This is a genomic window from Streptomyces sp. NBC_00425, from assembly GCF_036030735.1.
Lineage (GTDB): Bacteria > Actinomycetota > Actinomycetes > Streptomycetales > Streptomycetaceae > Streptomyces.
The window spans coordinates 8,014,433-8,034,982 of sequence record NZ_CP107928.1; the positions used below are offsets into that span (position 1 = coordinate 8,014,433).

Sequence of the window (20,550 nt, forward strand, 5' to 3'; positions counted from 1 at the left end):
GCAGCCTTCCAAGAGGAGGGCGTTCCGGTCCGTTTGAACTCCACTGGGCAGTACCGGCCGTCGATGCGCCAGAGCAGGTCGAACCGACGTGTGTCCTCCGGGCCGAGCCGACGTTCACGGGTCTAGGTGGAGTCCCCGCCCGTCGAGGAAATGTGATAGATCCTCGGCAATCTCCGTCTCCGTCATTCGCGAGCCGTCAGACCGGGCGTGGACGTAGAGAAGCAAGTAGAGAAGTAGAAGGGCCGTGTCCTGTGGGGTGCTGCCCACTCGGGCGAAAGCGGCTTGGACCTCCGAAGGGCACAGGTGCAGCAGCGATTCCACATACTGCGCACGCAGACGGGGTCTCACGTCGGCGGGCGGCTCGCCGCGGCGCTCCGCGACCGTGTCCACCAGATTCATGACGGAATCCCAGCGAGGAATATCCGTTTCGCCGGAGAGTGTGGCGATGCCTAGTTCTTCGGACAGCAAGTCCAGGGATTCGTTCAGTCCGTCGTTCGACACCCATGCGAACGCAGGCTCGGCGGAGGGTTCCCCGGTGGTCGGGGACAGCACAGCTCTGTCGGAGGCAGTGTTGTTGGTTTCGGGGTTCGCCAGTCCCAGGCGTGCCTGCAACGCGGGCCCGAGGTAGGCGAACGGTGTGGCGGTCACTTGGTCGTCCGGGCCCAGGGGCCACGCGGGGAAGTCCGAGGAGTGGCCGATCAGGGACTCGATGCGCTCTCCCACCCGCCGACTGCAGTCGAGGAGTTCGGTGGTGGGGACGGCATCGAGCAGCAAATCCTTTGCTTCGGCTGTGAAGTCGAACAACTGGTGGCGGCCGGTGAACTGCGCGTCCCCGGATGACAGAAGGGGCTGCATCAGTCCGCCCAGGAGGACCTCGGCCAGCGGTGCGGCCCCCTGCCGCTGGTGGAGGCAGGAGTGGACGAGTTGCATCACGGGCACGGTGACGGGAGCCATGGCCGCCAGATGCGCGGCCAGGCGCACCGCTTCGGGCGAGGCGGCGCGGCCGAAGTCCCGGACGGAGACGCGGCTGGGCTTGCCAGCAGGTGTCTGGGGCCGGTGGGGTGACCACAGGCGTACCGGCATGGGGCGCCCGACTGTGGTGTTCACGGCGGCCCAGGTCGAGAAGCCGGTCGGGGTGAGGTTCAGTACGGGGATGGGAACGGGCGGAGGCGGGGCGACACTCGGGGGGAGTACCTGGTCCGTCACTGTCCAGGCGCTGTTCGGCACGCCCGGGCGGGGTGAGGTGACCTGCCAGGTGTCCGCCCGTACGCCGGAGCCCGCCCACAGTCGACGGGGGAGGGTGTGGATCACGGCGGTGGGACCGTTGCGGGCCCATCCTTCGAGTCGGATCTTGCCCAAAGCCGGAATGACGCGAGACTGACCGCTGCCTCGTAGGAGGTGGCGGTCTTGTCGTATCTGGTGGCGATGCCACGGAAGCCCTTGAGCTGGTTGAAGCAGCGTTCGACGACGTTGCGTCGGCGGTAGATCTGCCGATCGAATGCCGGCGGTCGGCCTCCGTGGCGGCCGCGGTGCCGCTGCTGGTCGTTCTTCTCCGGGATGGTGCACGCGATGCCGCGTCGTCGCAGGTAGGCGTGGAAAGAGCGGGAGCTGTAGGCCTTATCGGCGACGACCTGGTCGGGTCTGCAGCGGGGCCGGCCCTGGCCGGTGCGTGGGACGCGGATGCGTTCCAGGACGGGGCGTGCGCAGATGCTGTCGTGGCGTTGGCCCGGGGTCAGCAGGATCGCGAGCGGGCGCCCCTTGCCGTCGCAGGCGAGGTGGATCTTGGTAGTCAGTCCGCCTCGGGATCGACCGAGGGCCTGATCGTCCGGTTCGTCCGGCCGGTAGATCCCCCTTTTCGCCCTGTCACAGCGGCATGCTGGTGGGCGCGGACGATGGTGGAGTCGATCTGCACGAGCCAGTCGACATCGCCGGCCGCGTCCGCGCGGGCCTGGATCTGCTGAAGAGCTCGGGTGAACACACCGTCCAGGGCGTAGCGGCGGAAGCGGGTGTACACCGTCTGCCATGAGCCATAACGTTCCGGCAGGTCGCGCCAGGAGATCCCGGTTCGGATCTTGTAGACCATCCCGTTGACGACCTGCCGATCCTCCACGCGCGGACGACCTGTCGCGGCCCGCGGTATGAGGGGAGCGAGTAACTCCCACTCCTGATCGGTGAGTTCATGGCGACGTATCACCCCACCATGATCCACCACTCGATGATCTTTGAAGACGGACCCTAGTGCTTTGACCGTGTAGGTTCACCGGGTTGGTCAGGCTGCCGAAGCGAGTCGGCGAGATCGTGGGTTCGATCGGTTGTCAGCGTCTCCTGCGACAGGCTGACGCCTGGCAAGATCACCTCCCATGAGTTCAGATCGATGGAGCACTCACGCGATCGAGATGGGACCAACCAGTGTCATCAAGCGGTTCATTGTGAGAGACCGCGAGCGGTGCGAGCGCGAGTTGCGTGCGCTGACACTGCTTGCCGCGTATGCTCCCGGCTTGGCCGCCAAGCCGCTTCTATCGGAGTTGGCTGCCCCGCAGCCGACCCTCGTGATGTCCCGGCTGAGCGGCTCGCCTCTGCGGGGAAGCTCTCTCGACCACCGGCAGCTGAAGGCCCTCGCGGATGCCGTCACAGCAATGCACAATGCGGTCCCGCCGTCGGTGCTCGCGGGAGTTCCGCTCAGGCCGGGACATCAATGCGAGCTGTTCACGCACCTGCGTACCTGGTCAGCTGTCGAGCGTCGTGACGACACCAGCGTCGTAGCCCGCGGCAAGGTCGCTGGATTGGCGTGGCTGGCCCAGTCGGGTCTGGAGAACGGCGAGCCTGACGTCCCCGCAGCGTTCGGGCCTGGAGACGGCAACCTCGCCAACTACCTCTGGGACGGAAACAAGGTCCGGGTCGTCGACTTCGAGGACTCCGGCCGCAGCGATCGAGCCTTCGAGTTGGCGGAGATCACCGAGCATGTGTCCAGTTGGATCGGACCGCCTCTCGATGTTTCCTCGTTCTTGGCACACGTCGACTTGACCGCATCCGAGGCATCCCGGCTTCGCGACTGTCGGCGGCTCCTCGCCCTTGTCTTGCTGTTCCTGTTGTCGTTCGACGATCCAGACAGCCCCAGGAATCCACCCGGCACCGCAGAGCGGCAGGCCGACCGCCTGATGGAGCTGCTGGGTTGAGATAGCGCTATTGCCCTTCTGCCCGCGACGGTTCACCGGGTCGTCAGGCTGCCGTGTCGAGTGGGCGTCCGCCCCAGCGGATGCCCTTCTCGCTGCGGACACGGGCGCGCTCGCGGCGTTGGGCGGCGAGGACGTCGGGGTGGCGGGCGTTCGCGTTCCGCCAGCGGAGGTAGGCGTGCAGGGCCCTGGTCTGGAAGGTGTGGTTGCGGTGGCGGGAGTTCGCGATCGTGAACTGCCGCAGCGGCTCGAAGTGGGCCTCGATCGGGTTGGCCCAGGACGCGTAGGTCGGGGTGAAGCACAGCTCGACGTGGTTCTTCCTGGCCCAGCGCCGGATCTGCTGGCCCTTGTGGGCGGAGAGGTTGTCCAGGATGACGTAGATCGGGGCGCCGTTCGGGCGGGCCCCGCGGATCGACCGGAGCGCGGCCAACGTGATGTTGGCGCCCTTGCTTGCAGCGGTTGACGCCCCACAGTGTGTCGTCGCCGATCGAGTAACGGCTGTGGAAGTACCGGACACCGTGGGTGCGGTGGTAGGTCGCGGGGTGCCGCTCGGGGTGACCTGATGGAGCCCAGCCCGAGCCGCCGGCGGGGCGGATCCCGAGGGGCCGAACTTGTCGAACGCGAAGACACGGTCGGGGAAGCGGTCCAGGACGTGCTCGATGCGGTCCAGCTTGGCGTCCCGGTCGGAATCTGGCGACTCCTTCCACGTCTTGGTGCGCTGGAAGGTGACGCCGCGGCGGGCGAGCAGGCGGCGTAACGCCTCGCGGCCGATCCGGATGACACGGCCGTGGACTTTCCGCAGGTAGGCGGCGAGCTTGCGGATCGACCAGCGGGTGAAAGGCTGGCCGAGCTTGGTCGGGCGGGTAGTGGCCGTCTGGACGACGAAGTCCTCGTCGTCAGGACTGAGCAGGCGGGGACGGCCTCCCGCCCACCGAGGGTCCAGAGCGGCCAGGCCGATCTCGTTGAACCGGTGGATCACATCGCGGACGGTGTCCTCGTCGGCCTGCACCAGCTGGGCGATCACCGGGACCCGGTTCCCGCCGGCCGAGGCCAGCAGCATCATCGCCCGGCGGAACCGCACCGAACTGGTGCTGCCCCGGTGCACGATCTGCTGCAGCTTCTGCCCCTCCTGGTCGGTTAACCGGCGCACACGGACAGGCTCTGTCACCACACCCCCAGCGGTCGGACTGGATGTCACCCGCACATCCAACCGCCACGACCACCAACCCGGCGAACCATCCCGGTCAAAGCACTAGAAAGCGTCTCCCGTCCGCTGGGCCCTAACGCGCTGCGGACGATGCAACCGTTCGGACCGGATGCGGTCGGCTCCAGGCGTCCCCCAGAGCCAACCGCCCTTGGGACGACCGGGCTGTTGCCCCCTGCCGACCGGTCAGCGTAGGCGCGCAGGCGTAGAGGGCGCGAAGATTCAGACGACTGCGGCCCGTCCTGGTGGCAGGACGGGCCGCGTTACAGGTCACTCACCTCCCGTGGGCCTCAGTTCTGGTGCTCCAAGAAGTAGGCGCGATCGCGGGACCAGTTTCCGGTGGGCGCGGACCAGCTGCCCACCGGCGGGTTGAGCTTGCCGTCGGTCTTTGCCGTCCAAGTGAACATCCGGACACTGCCGTCGTCGTAACCGTAGAAGGCGCCGAACTCATCGCGACCGTCGCCGTTGTAGTCGCCGCTGACGATCTTCATGTGGTTCCGCCACATGACCTCGGCCGGTGTGCTCCACGCCTCGTACATGGAGGTGAAGGTTCCGTTGGCATTGCTCGGAAAGAGGATGATGGCGTCATGGCCGTCCACGTAGTCGTACCAAGTGGCCGCGTCGTCACGTCCGTCGCCGTTGAAGTCACCCGCGTGGAGCGTGGTACGGGCCCAGTCGCCCCATGTGGTGGAGCTCCACGAGGATGCGGGGACGAACTTGCCGTCGGCGGTGGAGCTGAATGTCCAGAGCTTCTCGCTGCCGTCCGCGTATCCGTAGAAGGACGCGAAGTCGTCGCGACCGTCGCTGTTGAAGTCACCGGTGACGGTCTTCGCCCGCGATTGCTCCCAGCCGTTGACGGAGGTCCAGTAGATGACCGGATAGTTGAAGCCACCCTTCACGGTGCTGGTGAGGGTCCAGATGGTGTCGTGCTTGTCGGCGTAGTCGTACCACACGGCCACATCGTCGCGTCCGTCGCCGTTGAAGTCGCCGCTGTATGGGGTCATCCGGTCGAAGGTCCAGCTGCCCGCGGTGACGTTCCAGGACTTGAAGGGTGCGTTGAACGTGCCGTCACCCTTGCCTGTCCAGGTGAACAGGGCGACCGCGCCGGAGTCGTATCCGTAAACGGCTGCGACGTCGCCAATGCCGTCGCCGTTGTAGTCGCCGGTAAGCCGCTTCATGTGGTCGGCCCAGTAGTTGTCGGGCGCCACGGTCCATGCTGTCTTCGGCGCCTGGAAGGTGCCGTCGGAGTTGGTGGCGAAGGTGTGGATGGCGTCGTGGCCGTCGGCGTAGTCGTACCAGTCGGCCATGTCGCTGCGACCGTCGGCGTTGTAGTCGTGACGGATCGAGCTGCCGCTGGACCACAGCGACTGGCTCCTGACGTTGAAGACCACGAGGTCACCGCGATCCTGGAGCAACGCGTAGCCCTCGGGAGCGTTCGTCTTCGACTCCCAGACCACGGTCGTGCCGTCGGCCTTGTAGACCACCAGGTTGCCGTCGCTGCGCATGACAGCCTTGGCGCCCACATTTCCTGCGGTCTTAGAGGACCACAGCGCCTTGCCGGCGTTGGAGGTGATGACGAGGTTGCCGTCGTCCTGCATCGTCAGCTTGGCTGAGCGCGAGGTCAGCGACTGACCACCAGTCAGCGTGGTGCCCGAGGGGATGCGGGAACCACCGGTGATGCCGTCGATGACGAAGGCGGAGCTGAAGGACTTGCTGTCAGCGCCCGGAACCTTTCCGTACCAGCCGATCATCGTGTTGTCGGTCTTGCGGGCCCACAGGTCCGCCAGGCCATCGCCGGTGACGTCGCCGACCGAGCCGATGGCGGGGTAGGCATACGCTTGGTAGCCGACCGCGATCTTCACGCGAGCTGCGGTGTTGCCCCAGGTCGTCGGATCGACGTATCCGTTGGCGCCCTTACTGCCGTACGAGCGCCAGATGTCGCCGGTGGCGTTCTCGCGCAGCCACAGGTCGGCGATCTTGTCGCCGTTCAGGTCGCCCGGGGCGATCACGGTGAACTTGTCCCAGTCGCCGCCGCCGACGAGCACCGGCTCGCGCACGTCGAGGGAGTACGCGGCGCGGTTTCCGTAGTAGGCCCAGAGGAACTTGCCCTGCTTGACCAGCAGATCCGGAGCGGTGTCGCCGTTGAGGTCGCCAGCTGCGATGATCTGTTCGGCGTTGTGCCAGTGGTCGTCACCTGTCCAGGTCTCATCGCCCATGCAGCCGAGCTCCTCGTTCACCACGGGGCAGGAGACGGTCAGCTCGGTGTAGTCGTCACTGATGACGCCGCTGCCGTTGTTCGGGTAGGTCCAAAGCCGCTTTCGCTTCTCGACGTCGTCGTACTGCAGAGCGACAAGGTCGTTGTAGCCGTCTTGGCCCCAGTCGCCGCGGGAGTCGACGCTGGCGCCGGAGAAGAACTTGCCGCCGTTGGTCGCGGCGGCAAAATCGCCGTTGCCCTGCCCGGCGTACGTCAGCAGGGTGCCGTTGGAATCGAGGCTCCAGATGTCGCTGTTGGCGTCACCGTTAAGGTCGGTCGGGCCGTCCCGGAGCTGGGAGCGACCCGCGTAGTACAGGTAGGTCGCGGTGTCGGAGCGGTTGCCAACCTTGTCGACGCTGTAGGCATAGAGGAAGTGCGGACCGTAGCCTGGGGGCTTCACGGAAGCCGGGATACTGGGCTTGGCGTCGCTGGGGTCCGGCTCGTAGTCGGTCCACCAGACATAGTGGTCCACATCCGTCACGCCGTTGGGCGCGAAGGTGAACTTGCCGGTCTCGCGGGCCTTTCCGGTGGCGGCAGGCCAGCCGCCGTCACCGGGCGGAAAAATGCCGTCTGCGGAGGTGATCACAGGCGGTTTGCTCGGACGGGTGCGGTCGATCGTGAACTTGCACGTCGCCGACCAGGCAGAGTAGGCGTTGTCCTGGTCCTTCGCGCGTACCTTCCAGGTCCAGTCACCGGTCGGCAGATTTGCTTCTGGAACTGCCCAGGTTGTGATCTTGCCCTTGTTGGCGGGCAGCGACACGCTCGCGGCTGGCGTTGTGGTGCCGGATTTGAACACCTGGAACTCGGCGGTGAGATTGCCGGCGTCTTTGTCGTCGAACTTTGCGTACAGGCTGACGCGGGTGTTGCCGATCAGGCCGCCCGCCTTGCAGTCCGTGCGCGGGTTGGTGCCGAGGCCGGTCGGAGTCTTCGGTGGGTTGTTGTACTTCGTCTCCAGGACCGCAGTCTTGGCGTCGAACTTCTTCCAGCCGAATGTGTCGGTCTCGTTCGAGGCGTAGAGGCCAAGAGTGATGTTCGACCAGCGCTTGGAGGCAGCTTCCCGAGCTACGGAGGTGGTGTCGAACTCCAGGTTCCCGGCGGCGCAGTCCTTGCTCCAGCCCTTGGAGTCGTCGACCGTGTCCAGCGGCAGCGTCGACTTCTTGCTGGGCTGGTTGTTCCAGGTCGTCTTCTTGGTGATGCCAGTGGTGTGGTATAGCTCCACCGGCCGGTCCTGACAGGACCACGACCAGATGTTGCGGATCCGGAAGACCGAGCTCTTGATCTGTGCACCCTTGGTGTCACTGGTGTCGAGCTGGACGAAGGACCGTGAGATCCGGTCCGAGCCGCCCGTCTCGGCCTCGTAGCCGACCCGGACCGGATCCTTGGTGTTCCAGAACGAAGTCTTCGGGTAGTGCTTGTAGACCCTAGTCCAGTTCTGCTTCTCGCCCCAGGCCCACGAAGGGTCGATGAACACCGGGTACTGGGTGTCCGCGCCCTGGAGCAGCTCCTGATCCGGCTTGATTTCCAGCGTGTCGCCGCTGACCGTCGTGGGCATCTGCGCGTCCTGCGCGCCCGGCGGCGGATCGAAGACATCGGCGGGCGCCCCGCCCTCCGTCTTGCCCGAAGCGGTCATGGCCGTGAACGCCGCAGGGGCCCCGGGTGCCGTGCCCGAGGAGATGGAGGAGGAATCCCACATCAGTGGCGAGGGGCTGGTGAACACCGTCTGCCCGGCCGGATTCACAGCGCTGACGCTGCCGGTCTCCGCGTCAGTGGACACATCCAGACCGACGGTGTCCAACTTGTACTTCAGCGACGCCAGCTTCGGGTTCGCGGCAGCCTCTGCCGTCTTGACTACGAGCAGTTGCGAGAAGCCCTCGACCTCAGCCTTCAGCTGGAGATCCACACCGGGCAGAACCTCGGCGTATGTAGCCACGTTCTCGGACAGCGTCGGCGCGGGCAGTGCCTTGGGCCAGGTCAGCGAGAGCGTACGGCCATCCTTGACGCCTGTGAGAAGCGGACCTGCGCCGCCACCCGAGAACGCCACGTCCACGGTGGAAGCCTTCGGCACGACCCTACCGTCGTTCGCGACGGTAAGAGTCGGATCGGTGGGCATCCATGCACCGTCTCGCAGCAGCCGCACCGGGGTGCCATAACGCTTGACCGACCAGGTTCCGTCGGGCTGCGCCCAGGTGTCCGTCGACTCCGTCCTGGCGGAGACCAGTTCGTAGGGCTGACCCGTCGCTGCGGCCTGTTCGAGCGCGTACTCCTCTTCGCTCTTCGAGCCGTCGGCGACAGGGTCCGTCGATGTGGCGGCGGAAACCGCCGCGCTTGCAGTGGAGGGAAGGGCAAGCACACCTGAAGCGGTAATTCCGCTTATCAAGGCGACAGAAATCGCCCTGGAAAGCCATCTCTTTCTCGGCTCGCCCCCGCGAGGTCTTATCTGCAGCATGAAACCTCTCAATGTCCGATAACCGGCGGGACTCTACAGAGAGGTTGAGCGGCGCGCACCGCCCCACCGGCACCTTTGTCATGATCTCGCCAGTAAGTCTGAATTCTCCCCAAGGTCACGTTTGAATTCCTTTCAAGCCCTTAGTGCTCACCAAATGCTCAAGTGGCTTGCGAGGGCCTGTTAATCTCCCCCGGTCCGTTTCACAGATGAATAAGGGGGTGGGGGTGTGAGACGTTTCGGCATGCGCGGCCTGTCAGCGACATTGGCCGCCGTGGTTCTCGCCGGAGCGCTGCCGGGGATGGCGGTTGCTGCGGACGGAGGGCCAGACCTACCGAAGCTGAAGCAGCCCAAGGCCGTACCGGTCGCGGAAGTCGCCGTCGGGGGCGGGAAGCGGCCTGATGCCGCCTCTGCGAACTCCTGGAAGAAGAAGGCGCCGAAGGTCAGGTGGCCTGGTGCCGGCACCGCGGAGGTGTCGCTCGCGCCCGGAGGCAGAGCGGGTTCACTGCCGGTGTCGGTCACGACGGGCGGGCTCGCGACGAAGAAGAACGCTCCGGCCAAGGGTGCGCCGCCGAAGGGCGGGACGGCGGCGCCGGCCAGGGTGACGGTGACCGTGGCGGCCCGCGACGAGGCCCGCCAAGTCGGCGTAAGCGGACTGCTTCTGACGATGCGTCGCGCAGATGTTGTGAGAAATCCCATACCGGCCAGGGTTGAGGTGGACTACAGCTCTTTCCGCGGTGCCTACGGCGGTGACTGGGCCGCGCGACTGCGCCTCGTGCAGCTGCCAGCCTGCGCGCTCACCGACCCCGAGCTCGCCAAGTGCCGTATCCAGAAGCCCCTGGCCACGAACAACGACATCCGGTCCGGCAAGCTCTCGGCCCAGGTGTCCGTGGCCGGGGCTTCCGCAGCCGGCAACGGCACCATCACCAAGAAGGCCATGATGGCCAGCGCCGCCACGGTCCTTGCGGCAACGGCCGAGGCCTCCGGCCCGACCGGTGACTACAAGGCGACCTCGCTGCAGGCTTCCGGATCGTGGAGTGCGGGCGGCTCGACCGGTATCTTTACCTGGTCGCACCCCATCAGTGTGCCGACGGTTCCCGGCGGCATGGATCCAAAGATCTCGCTCGGATATAACTCCCAGTCGGTTGACGGCCGTACTTCTGTCACCAACAACCAGCCCTCCTGGATCGGTGACGGCTGGTCGTGGGAGCCGGGCTTCATCGAGCGCCGCTACAAATCCTGCAACGACGACAAGACGGACGCCACGAACACCACCAAGGTCGGCGACCTGTGCTGGTTCAACGACAACGCCACCCTGTCCCTGGGCGGCAAGTCCACCGAGCTCGTCTACGAGTCGGGCAAGGGCTGGCATCCGGTGAACGACTCGGGCGAAAAGATCGAGAAGTTGACCGGTGCGACCAACGGCGACAAAGGCACGGCCGGTGTCGACGGAGAGGGCGAGCACTGGAAGGTCACGACCACCGACGGCACCCAGTACTTCTTCGGTCTGAACCGTCTGCCCGGCTGGAGCGACAACGGCACCGCCGCGGACGACCCGGTCACCAACTCCACCTGGACCGCCCCGGTCTTCGGTAACCACTCCGGTGAGCCGTGCTACAACGCCTCTTTCGCTTCCGGCTGGTGCCAACAAGGCTGGCGTTGGCAGCTGGACTACGTCGTCAGCCCGACCGGCAACGCGATGGCGTACTACTGGAAGACCGAGTCGAACAACTACGGCCGCAACGTCTCTGAGACCACCGGCAAGGCCACCGTTACCCCGTATGTCCGAGGCGGGTACCTCGACCACATCGACTACGGTCTGCGGTCGAACGCGGTGTACTCGGGCAAGGCGATGGGCCAGGTCCTCTTCGATGTGTCCGAGCGCTGTCTGACCGACTGCGGCACCTTCGACGAAGCCAACGCCAAGAACTGGCCGGACGTCCCCTTCGACCGGTACTGCAAGGATGGCGCCACCGAGTGCAAGGACCAGTACTCGCCCACCTTCTGGTCCCGCAAGCGCCTCGCGGCGATCACCACCAAGCTGCTGACCGGCGGGGCCTACAAGGACGTCGACACCTGGACGCTGGCGCAGGACTTCCCCGCTGCCGGTGACGGTATCTCCACTCCCATGTGGCTGAAGTCCATCCGGCGTACCGGAAAGACCGGAGGCACCGCTTCCCTCCCGCCGGTGACCTTCGCGGGGGAGCAGAGGCCCAATCGCGTCGATGCCCTCGGCGACGGCCTCGCGCCATTCGTCCGGCTGCGTCTGTACCAGATCACCACGGAGACCGGTGGCACGATCGGGGTCAGCTATTCCCAGCCCGACTGCACCGCCGCCACCCTGCCCCCTGCCGACGGGACCAACACCACCCGCTGCTACCCGGTGAAGTGGGCGTACGAGGGTGACACCGCCAAGCAGGACTGGTTCAACACCTACGTCGTCACCCAGGTCGTCGAGGGCGACAACCTCGTCGAGTCCCCGGACAAGGTGACCAGCTACTCCTACCTGGGCGGCGCCGCCTGGGCGAAGAGTACCGACGAGTTCACCAAGGCCGCCGATCGCGTTCACTCCGTCGCCCGCGGCTACGAGCGTGTCCAGACCCGCACCGGCGCCGCCTCCGACCCGAAGACCCTGGCCGAGGCCCGCTACTTCCGCGGCATCGACGGCGCCGGGGTCAAGGACAGTGCGGGCGTGGCCGTGACCGACCGCGAACAGTTCGCCGGAATACAGCGCGAGACCGCCACCTACAACGGCGACGACACCGCGAAGCCGGTGTCCGCGACCTCGTATACCCCCTGGCGGTCCGGGGTCCTCGCCTCCCGCGCGCGCACGGGACTGCCGGACCTCGAGTCGTACCGGACAGGCGTGCAGAAGGAGTCCACCCGCACCACCGTCACCGGCGGTGTGCGCACTATCGAGCAGACCCGTCACTTCGATGGCTACGGCATGGTCGACTCGATCTACGAGACCGGGGACACCGCGAAGACCGGCGACGAGAAGTGCACGACGACGACGTACGCGCGGAACACCTCGGCCTGGATCCTCGACAAGGTCAGCCGTGTCGAGACCGTCGCCGTGCCGTGCGGTACAGCCATGTCCCGTCCGGCCGACGTCATCGACGACGTCCGCACCTACTACGACGGCGGAGCGCTCGGCGCCGCGCCGAGCAAGGGTCTGGTCACCAGGACCGAGCGGATCAACGGGGCCGGTTCCGGCTACGACGTCCAGACCAGCGTCCCCAGCATCTGCGGTGTGACCGGCAATCAGCTCTGCTACGACCTCTATGGCCGTGGGCTCGCGGGCGCGGATGCCTACGGCGAGGTGACTAGGACGGCGTACATGCCGGTGAGCGGCGAGGCGCCGACCTCCATGGTGGTCACCAACCCCAAGGGCCACACCACGACCACGGTCACGGACCCGCTGCGGGCCCAGGCCGCCCAAGTCACCGATGCCAACGGCAAGATCACCACGACTGCGTACGATCCGCTGGGCAGGGTCACCAAGGTCTGGCTGCCGACCAGGTCGGCCGCGACCTTCCCGGACTCGCCGAACTATGTCTTCGAGTATCTGGTCCGCAACGACGGTCCGATCGTGGTGACGTCGAAGTCGCTCACCTACGACAGCAAGTACGAGACCAGCTACTCGTTCCAGGACGGCATGCTGCGTGAACGGCAGACCCAGGAGACCTCTCCCGACCGCGCCGGCCGTCTGATCAGCGAGACGTTCTACGACACACGTGGTCTGGCCTGGCGCTCGTCCGGGACCTACTACGCCGCGGGCGCGGCCGAACCGGTCCTCGTGACTGGCGAGGAGCTCAACCAGCCGGCGTCCACCGACACCGAGTACGACGGCGCGGGCCGGGTCACAGCCGTGATCGCGAAGCGGTTCGGGGACGAGACCAAGCGCACCACTACCTCGTACACCGGTGACACCACCACCGTGATCCCGCCCAAGGGCGGCACGACGACCACCACGATCAAGGACGCCGTCGGCCGCACGACGGAGGTCAGGGAGTACACGGACGCAGCCCGCACGACCGCGCAGTCCACCACGTACATGTTCGACAGGCTTGGTCGCCTCGGGCGGATCTCCGACCCGTCCGGGGCCCACTGGACGTACACGTACGACGTCCGCGGCCGTCGCATCGAGACGTCCGACCCCGACAAGGGCACCACGCGCACCACGTTCGACAAAGGCGACCGGGCCACCGACGTCACCGATGAGCGGAACGTCACGCTCCACACCGACTACGACAACCTCGGACGCAAGACCGCCCTGAAGTCGGGTGCGACCACGCTCGCCGCCTGGGAGTACGACACCGTCGCCAAGGGCCAGCTGTCCAAGTCCGTCCGCTACGTCGGCGGCAAGGCCTACGCGACCGAGGTCACCACATACAACAGCCTCTACCTGCCCGTCGTCACGCAGGTCACGATCCCCGACAGCCAGGGTGCGCTGGCGGGTACTTACAAGTGGACGACGAGTTACAACCTCAACACCGGCCAGGTGATGTGGATCCAGCACCCGGCCATCGGCGATCTGCCCGCGGAGAAGGTTGCCAACACCTACGCCCCGGTGTCCGGTCTGCTGAACACCGTGGGCGCAGGCACCGATCCCTTGGTTTCGGGGACCACGTATGACCACTACGGCCGTGAGGTCCGCCGCCAGTTCGGCGCCTTCGGGCAGAGCGTGTTGCGGACGAACACCTTCGACGAGCACACCGGGCAGCTCACCGACACCTACCTCGACCGCGACACGGCCCCGCAGCGCATCGACGACAACCACTACACATACGACCCTGCGGGCAACGTAACGTCCATCTCCACCTCTTACGGACAGGAAGCCGCCCGCACCACCGACACCCAGTGCTTCGGCCTGGATGCGCTGCGCCGCATAGCCGAGGCGTGGAGCAACCGCACCGCCGGCCAGTGCGCGCAGGCGCCGTCGGCCTCCGAGGTCGGTGGTCAGGACGCCTACTGGACGAGCTACACCTACGACGCGGTGGGCAACCGCAAGAGCGAGACCAGGCACGCGACCACCTCGGGCCCTTCCGCCGACACCGTCCGCACCTACGCCGACCCGACCACGGGAACCCACGACCTGCCCAAGGTCACCCAGACCGGCAACAACGCCCACGAGGAGCTATTCACCTACGACGAGACGGGCAACACCAGGACACACAAGATAGGTGCCGATGCAGTGCAGACCCTGGACTGGGACGAGGAGGGTCATCTGAAGTCCGTCGCCCAGGGCACCGCGACCAGCTCGTACCTGTACGACACCGAGGGGCAGCGGCTGGTCCGCAAGGACTCCACCGGCACCACCCTGTACCTGCCCAACGGCAACGAGCTTCGGCTCGACCAGGCGGGCACCCTCACGGGCACGCGCTACTACCTCGCGGGCGAGGTGCCGGTGGCCGTACGGACCCAGTCCAGGCTCACCTTCGTCTTCGGTGACCACCACGGCACCGGAACGACGCAGGTCAGTGGGGACGCCGCGCAGACCGTCACACGCCGCAAGTCGACGATCTTCGGCGAGGCGCGTGGCACCCAGCCCACCGGATGGGTGGGTGACAAGGGTTTCATCGGCGGGACGAAGGACGCCGACGCGGGGCTGACCCACATCGGCGCGCGCGAGTACGACCCGTCCATCGGCCGGTTCGTCTCGGTCGATCCGATCCTGGAGGCCGACAAGCCGCAGACCATGAACGGCTACGGCTACGCGGCCAACAACCCGGTCAGCTTCTCCGACCCCACCGGTGAGGCCCTGGCGGAATGCATGAGCGGCATGTACCAGTGCCGCAACGGCCGTGAGGTGATCGGCAAGGGTAAGCACTACGACCAGATCGTCGCTCAGGAGGAGCGGAACAGCGCGTACTACCACAAGAACTACCAGAACTACCAGCGCCAGCAGGAGCTGGGCCGGCGTGCGACCGCCGCGTACCGCTTCGGTGGTCCCGGAATCACCAGGACCCATCTGAACCCCAACGCCACCCAGGTGGTGGCGATGTGGTTCATGGGCGCGACCCCGGCCGCGTACTCCTTCGACCAGAACGACAAATTCACCGCAGGGGTGCAGAACCACATCTGGATGGACGTGGTGCGCAGGTACCTGTCGCATCGCAAGGGCACCAAGATAGGGGAGGAGATCACCGGCCTCGACTACAAGACGAAGTACGGCGCGGTCATGAACGACCTGCCGCTGAAGGGCATGATGGCCGGCGAGCTCTCCGATGCGATCACGCAGTTCCTCGGCGGGGGGACGGATCCGAGCACCGAGGAGGGCGCGACCCGCGCCACCCTGGGATCCTTCAACCTGCATGCGACCGTGACCGACTACCAGCCGCTGAACCGCACCGGCAAGGTCGAGTTCGAGCTCACCCAGAAGATGACAGTCGCGTCGCTGACACGGGGAGTTTCGCAGGAGGGATACGAGAGCGGGGCCAAGGACCCGGGAGCGATGGCCCTGTCACAAACGATCCGGGGCATCTTCCCGAGCGGTCAGAGGGATCTGCAGTTCACCGTCCGATGGACCGAGAACATCCACATGCAGCGACCGGAGTAGCGGCAAGGAGTACGACCAGCAGTACTGTCGGGCAGGTCGGGGGAGCACTCCTCGGCCTGCCTGACCCACTCTGTGAAAGAGGTTGCACATGTTTACCCGATCACGGCGCGGCCTGGCCTCTGCGGCTGTCATGGCAGCACTGGTCGCCGGAACGGCCTCCTGCGTCGACAATCGGTACGCGCCGCCGCCACCACCAGTCAAGGCGGTGGGCGTGGATCTGTACGGGACCTGGAAGGGCTGGGCCAGCAGCTCGCTCACGCTGAGGCCGGACGGGGTCGCCGAGGTGGCAGATCTGGACGGTCAGGAGTTCCGCTTCGACGACGGATGGCGGATGACCGGGACCGGTACTTGGACGTTGTCCGAGCCCGGACGTTACAAGGGCGGCAACACCGTGGGCGACGGTTCCGTGGTGCATGTGAAGGTGAAGCCTTCGACGGCCGGATCCGGTGGGTCCGCTGATCCGTCCGATATGGGTCGCTCCGGCTCGCCGTCCCCGACTGGCGCCCTGACCATGCCCCCGACTACGAGCGCGTCGCCGCTTCCGGAAGCAGCAGCGACGCGCACGGCCCCGCCTCCGGCGGAGGCGTCCTGGGACCTCGGCGTAGTCAAGGACGAGGCGGGACGGCTGAGGCTGTTCTTCCTGACCTCCGACCCGGACGTACGGGACACCTACTACCTGTCGAGGCGCTGACCGCGTTCGTAGAGCATGGGTCCCGCACCGTCCTGCGTCTTCCCGAAGGTGCCACGGGGCTGGCTCGATATGACTCTCATGTCTGCAGACGGCCGACAGAAGCAGGACGGGCTCCGTCTCTGGCGGCGGCCCTACCATGGACGGCGGAGGTGCTCACCGTGCACCCCGCCGTTTCCGTTCCGTCGTATCCCGACCGTCGCCGCTACAGCTGCGGCGGTGTCGTAGCGAAGCGCGCGTTCCCGACGCGTAGAGCGTCCGGCAACGCAGTCCCAAGTCGAGGGCGGTCGGCGAGTTCGACGAGCCTGGTGCCAGAGTGATGCGGACAGACACGGCAGTTGTAGTTCCAGTGAGCGTTTTCAGTGTGGCCACTGAACGGGTGACGGGGCGGTGTGAGGTCGGGGCGCGCAACGGACAGGGCCCCCGTGCCGTTGAGGGAGGTGTTCGACGTCTCAACTCAGCAGCACAGGAGCCCTGTTGGTTCCATATCCTGCCGCACTCGACCTGCCTCACGCCTTGGTCGAGTGGGTCACGATGCTCATCGTCACCCATGAGGGTGACCGGCGGTGCAAACTCCCGCCGCACCGCCGTGCGCTGGTCGCACTCGTGTACCTGCGTCGCCACGACACCCTCACGAGGATCGCCGCGGCATTCGGTATATCCGTCGGCACCGCCCACACCTACGTCGCCGCGGTCACGGGTCTGCTCGCCGAGCAGGCGCCGGGCCTGCTGAAGACGCTGCGCGCGCACGACCCGGACTTCGTCCTCCTGGACGGCTCGCTCGCAGAGTGCGACCGCGTCGGCGACGGCAGGGCCGACTACTCCTCGAAACATAAGCGGCACGGGGTGAACGTGCAGGTCGTCACGAACCCTGCCGGCGAGATTCTGTGGCTGTCGCCGGCATTGCCTGGCCGAACACACGATCTGACGGCCGCCCGCACCCACCAGATCCTCCGGATCTGCGCGCGCCAAGGCGTCCCGATCCTCGCCGACATGGCCTACATCGGTGCGGGCGACTGGGTCACCACTGCCAAGCGTCGCCCGCCAGGCGGTGAACTCACCCTCACCGAGCGGACCGAGAACCGGGCCCTGTCCGCCTCCCGGGCACCTGTCGAACGAGGCATGGCGCGGCTGAAGTCCTGGCAGATCTTCCGCAGATCCCGCGTCAGCCCCAACCGCATGAGCGTCATCGCCAAAGCCGTCCTCACCCTGGAGAGGCAACGCTGAAAATGCTCAGTGTCTGGGCTGTTTAGCGTGTTGCCGGGGCGGGTGCGGGCGTGGGGCGAGGCGTTCGGGAGGGCGATGCGGGCGGTCGCGGGCTGCTTCGCGCGACGTGAAGCCCGGGCGACGGCGGCGGAGTTGGTCGCGGGGCTGTTGCTGGAGGTGGACACGCGGAACTGCTGGACGCTCGCGCAGGTTCTGGGACATCCGGGCCCGCCCCGGCTGCAGCGCCTGCTCTCGCGCGCCGGTTCGACCATGAGCGGGCCCGGCAGGAGATCGCCAGCCTCGTGATCGATGAACCCGCCGATCAGAGCATGGTGTTGGTGGCGGACGAGACGGGGTGGCGAAGTCGTCCACGGACTGAGTGGGCGCTGGCCGGCAATACTCCGGTGAAATCGGCGGTGGCGGACTGTGCCAGGTGACGGTGCACCTGGCGGCGGTCACCGCGACGACGAAGGTGATCATCGATCGGGCCCTGTATCTCCCGGCGGACTGGGCTGCGGACGAGGAACGCCGCGAGGTCGCCGGAGTACCGGAGGAGATCGCCTTCGCGACGAAGCCGCAGCAGGCGCTGGCCATGGTCACCGACGCGTTCGCCGCTGGCCTGAAGGCCACTGGTTCGCGGGCGACGAGGTGTACTGCGGGCGCGAACTACGCCGGGGCATACGGGCGCTGGGGCTCGGCTAGACGGTGGGCATCGCCGCCACCTACCAGGTCATCGACGGGACCGGACGCCGGTGGGAGGCCCGCAAAATGATCAACAAGGTGCGGCCTGGGCAGTAGATGCGCCGGCAGACCGGACACGGCACCAAGGGCACCCGCGAGTACGACTGGGCCTGGTTCGATGTCCGCCCCGACGACGCTCCCGACGAGAACCGGAACGAGAAGGGGCTCGGGGCGAGTGTGCTGGTCACGCGGCGGCACCGCTACAACGGCGAGGTGTCCTACTTCCGCTGCTGGGCACCCGGCGGCGTCTCGCTCGGCACGCTGGTGGAAGTGATCTGTCGCAGGTGGCGGATCGAGGAAACCTTCCAACTCGCCAAGGGCTTCACCGGACTCGACCAGGGCCAGGTGACCTGCTGGAACTCCTGGATGTGCTGGTCACTGTTCTCCCTGATCGCCGCCGCTGTCCTTGCCCTCACGGCCACCGCCGTCCACGACGCCGCCGAGGACGAGCCCGCGCTCGTCCCGCTGAGCTGCCCCGAGCTCATCCGGCTCCTGCGAGCCCTCGTGCTGCCGCCACCCGTCCGCGGCCGCGAGCACGTCCTGCACTGGACCGCCTGACGACGCCATCACCAAGCCGTCGCGACCACCTGCCACCAGCAACGAGACCACCGTCACGACCAACCGTGATCAAGAACTACAGCTGCTGTGACAGAGCTTGGCGGGTGAAGCCAAGTTCACCTCGGATGCCGAAGTGCTTCTGGACGTCGACCGGTCACGGGGGACCTGTTTTGCACCGCAAGGTCGACGTTGATGAGCCGAGCTCTTCGGATCAAGCGTTCTGGCGCGCCTGAAGCAGTCGCGTCATGAGGTTTCTGGTTGCGGTCTGGACGTGCTTGTTGATGTGGTCCGGATCATCAAGCGCCAATGGCCAGTGGAAAGTACCGGCGACGAACACGACCGTGCCCTGCTCATTCACGCAGAGGCTGGTGTTCTGCACCGTGCGGCCACCGCCCCGGCTGTCGATGTACGGAGAAGCAGACAGTAGTGTCTGCTTCACGTTCTCGGGCTGCGGCATCTTGGGATCGAAGCCGTCCGCCTCGACACCTATCAGGTCGGCTATCTCGTCACCGTCGCGCAAGCCGGTCCCTGCCCAGAACCAATGATCGCTCTCGCGGACCACCATGGGGGCTGGCTTGTTGAGGATGCCGTTGTACTGGACGCCCAGTAGACCCTGTTCGGCGGCGCGGTGCCGCTTCTTGGCATGGCGCCACCGCACAGTCCGCCCGTCGGAGTCCGACTCAGGGTCCGGCTCCTCCTTGTAGCAGGTCACCACCTGGTTGGCAGATCCCCGTGCGGAGTCCTCGATCCGTATCCGGAAGTAGATGTTGTTCGACGCCAGGAAAGCGAGGTGTGTTCCCGCGCGCACGGCGTCTTCGGTGACGTCCCGCATCTGCCGGGACCAGTACTCGTCATGCCCGGAAAACACCATTGCCGTGTACTTTTCCGGATCAATGCGCTTTTCGTGAAGGTCGATGCTGGTCGCGTATGTGACGTCATACCCAGCTTCTTCCGCCCAGCGCGCAAAACTGGTATCCATCTCGAACCAGCGTGGCAGCCCCAGATTGGCATAGGGGCGCTCGAAGGAAACCTTGAACGCCCTCTCGGCGTTTCCGCCTATTTCGCCTTCGCTCCGGTATCCTTTGTACAGGTTCTTTCCGGTATGTCCGTCCAGCGGCCAGAGGTTGTACGCCTGGTAGGTGGCGAAAGGGACGACCACCAGCACATCAGAGCGTCGCGAACTATCACGCACGACGAACGGCGTGTAGCTGCGGCGACCATCTTCGGAAGTGAAGACGGCCAGGAATATTCCGGAGACCCAGTCGCTAGGTATTTTCACGCTCCAGGAAACCGGCCAGTCACATGTGATGGCTCCGGTCTCCAGGTCCGCCTGCGGCAGGCCTTGCGGTCTCGCCCCGAGCTTCTTGCTGGTCAGTATGTGACGAGCGCCGACGCCAGCGTAGTGTCCGATGCGGTAGACCGAGACGGTGAACTGCTGTTCAGACTGCACCGACACGTGAAAGTCCAGGGACTCTCCGTGGCTGACAGATGTCTTGGAGGCGTATCCCTGAATATCGCGCGTCATGTCGGTGACGCCCTTGCAGCCCCCGCCGGCCAAGGTCCAGGCCGCTGACCCTATGAGCTGGTTCTCACTCACCACGGGATTGGCCCCGGTCCGGGGGGCGGGGCGAGGCAGAATGCGCCGGGGCGGAACGTCAGGTCCCCGCAGGGCGAAGCCGCCCATGACTCCGACTGTCCCCAGCCCAAGCGCTCCGATAGCA

Annotated in this window: 9 protein-coding genes and 1 pseudogene; 5 read left to right on the plus strand and 5 right to left on the minus strand. The window is 66.3% G+C overall.

The window, feature by feature from the left end; genetic code table 11:
• Positions 1 to 114: 114 nt before the first annotated feature.
• Both OHS82_RS35355 and OHS82_RS35360 read right to left on the minus strand, forming a co-directional pair.
• Positions 115 to 1,083, minus strand: coding sequence for a hypothetical protein (locus OHS82_RS35355; RefSeq protein ID WP_328435214.1), 969 nt, complete (start codon positions 1,081 to 1,083; stop codon positions 115 to 117).
• A 224-nt stretch (positions 1,084 to 1,307) separates the two neighbouring features.
• Positions 1,308 to 2,191, minus strand: a protein-coding gene (locus OHS82_RS35360; protein WP_328436144.1) for an IS5 family transposase whose coding sequence is annotated in 2 segments (ribosomal slippage) — positions 1,308 to 1,835 and positions 1,838 to 2,191 — 882 coding nt in all. Because the reading frame shifts where the segments join, the coding sequence is not laid out codon by codon here.
• Between the two features lie 169 nt (positions 2,192 to 2,360).
• Between OHS82_RS35360 and OHS82_RS35365 the strand changes: the two genes are divergently transcribed.
• Positions 2,361 to 3,176, plus strand: coding sequence for a phosphotransferase family protein (locus tag OHS82_RS35365; protein WP_328435215.1), 816 nt, complete (start codon positions 2,361 to 2,363; stop codon positions 3,174 to 3,176).
• Between the two features lie 43 nt (positions 3,177 to 3,219).
• Here the strand turns inward: OHS82_RS35365 and OHS82_RS35370 are convergent, their stop codons facing one another.
• Positions 3,220 to 4,323, minus strand: a complete 1,104-nt coding sequence (locus OHS82_RS35370; RefSeq protein WP_328435216.1) for an IS630 family transposase — start codon at positions 4,321 to 4,323, stop codon at positions 3,220 to 3,222.
• A gap of 344 nt (positions 4,324 to 4,667) precedes the next feature.
• Positions 4,668 to 8,981 (minus strand): FG-GAP-like repeat-containing protein, encoded by a 4,314-nt coding sequence (locus tag OHS82_RS35375; RefSeq protein WP_328435217.1) that lies wholly within the window; start codon positions 8,979 to 8,981, stop codon positions 4,668 to 4,670.
• A gap of 808 nt (positions 8,982 to 9,789) precedes the next feature.
• Here OHS82_RS35375 and OHS82_RS35380 point away from each other — a divergent pair.
• From OHS82_RS35380 to OHS82_RS43610, 4 genes and pseudogenes are all read left to right on the plus strand, one after another.
• On the plus strand, positions 9,790 to 15,636 hold the full coding sequence (locus OHS82_RS35380; protein WP_328435218.1) for an RHS repeat domain-containing protein: 5,847 nt from the start codon (positions 9,790 to 9,792) through the stop codon (positions 15,634 to 15,636).
• Positions 15,637 to 15,724: 88 nt separating this feature from the next.
• Entirely contained in the window at positions 15,725 to 16,327 is a 603-nt protein-coding gene (locus OHS82_RS35385; protein ID WP_328435219.1) for a hypothetical protein, read from the plus strand.
• Positions 16,328 to 16,801: 474 nt separating this feature from the next.
• Positions 16,802 to 17,551, plus strand: a complete 750-nt coding sequence (locus OHS82_RS35390; RefSeq protein ID WP_328435220.1) for a transposase family protein — start codon at positions 16,802 to 16,804, stop codon at positions 17,549 to 17,551.
• A 9-nt stretch (positions 17,552 to 17,560) separates the two neighbouring features.
• Positions 17,561 to 18,898: pseudogene (locus OHS82_RS43610) on the plus strand (IS701 family transposase).
• A 142-nt stretch (positions 18,899 to 19,040) separates the two neighbouring features.
• On the opposite strand, the gene OHS82_RS35405 reads toward OHS82_RS43610, so the two are convergent.
• Positions 19,041 to 20,426 (minus strand): N,N-dimethylformamidase beta subunit family domain-containing protein, encoded by a 1,386-nt coding sequence (locus OHS82_RS35405; protein WP_328435223.1) that lies wholly within the window; start codon positions 20,424 to 20,426, stop codon positions 19,041 to 19,043.
• Positions 20,427 to 20,550: the final 124 nt, after the last annotated feature.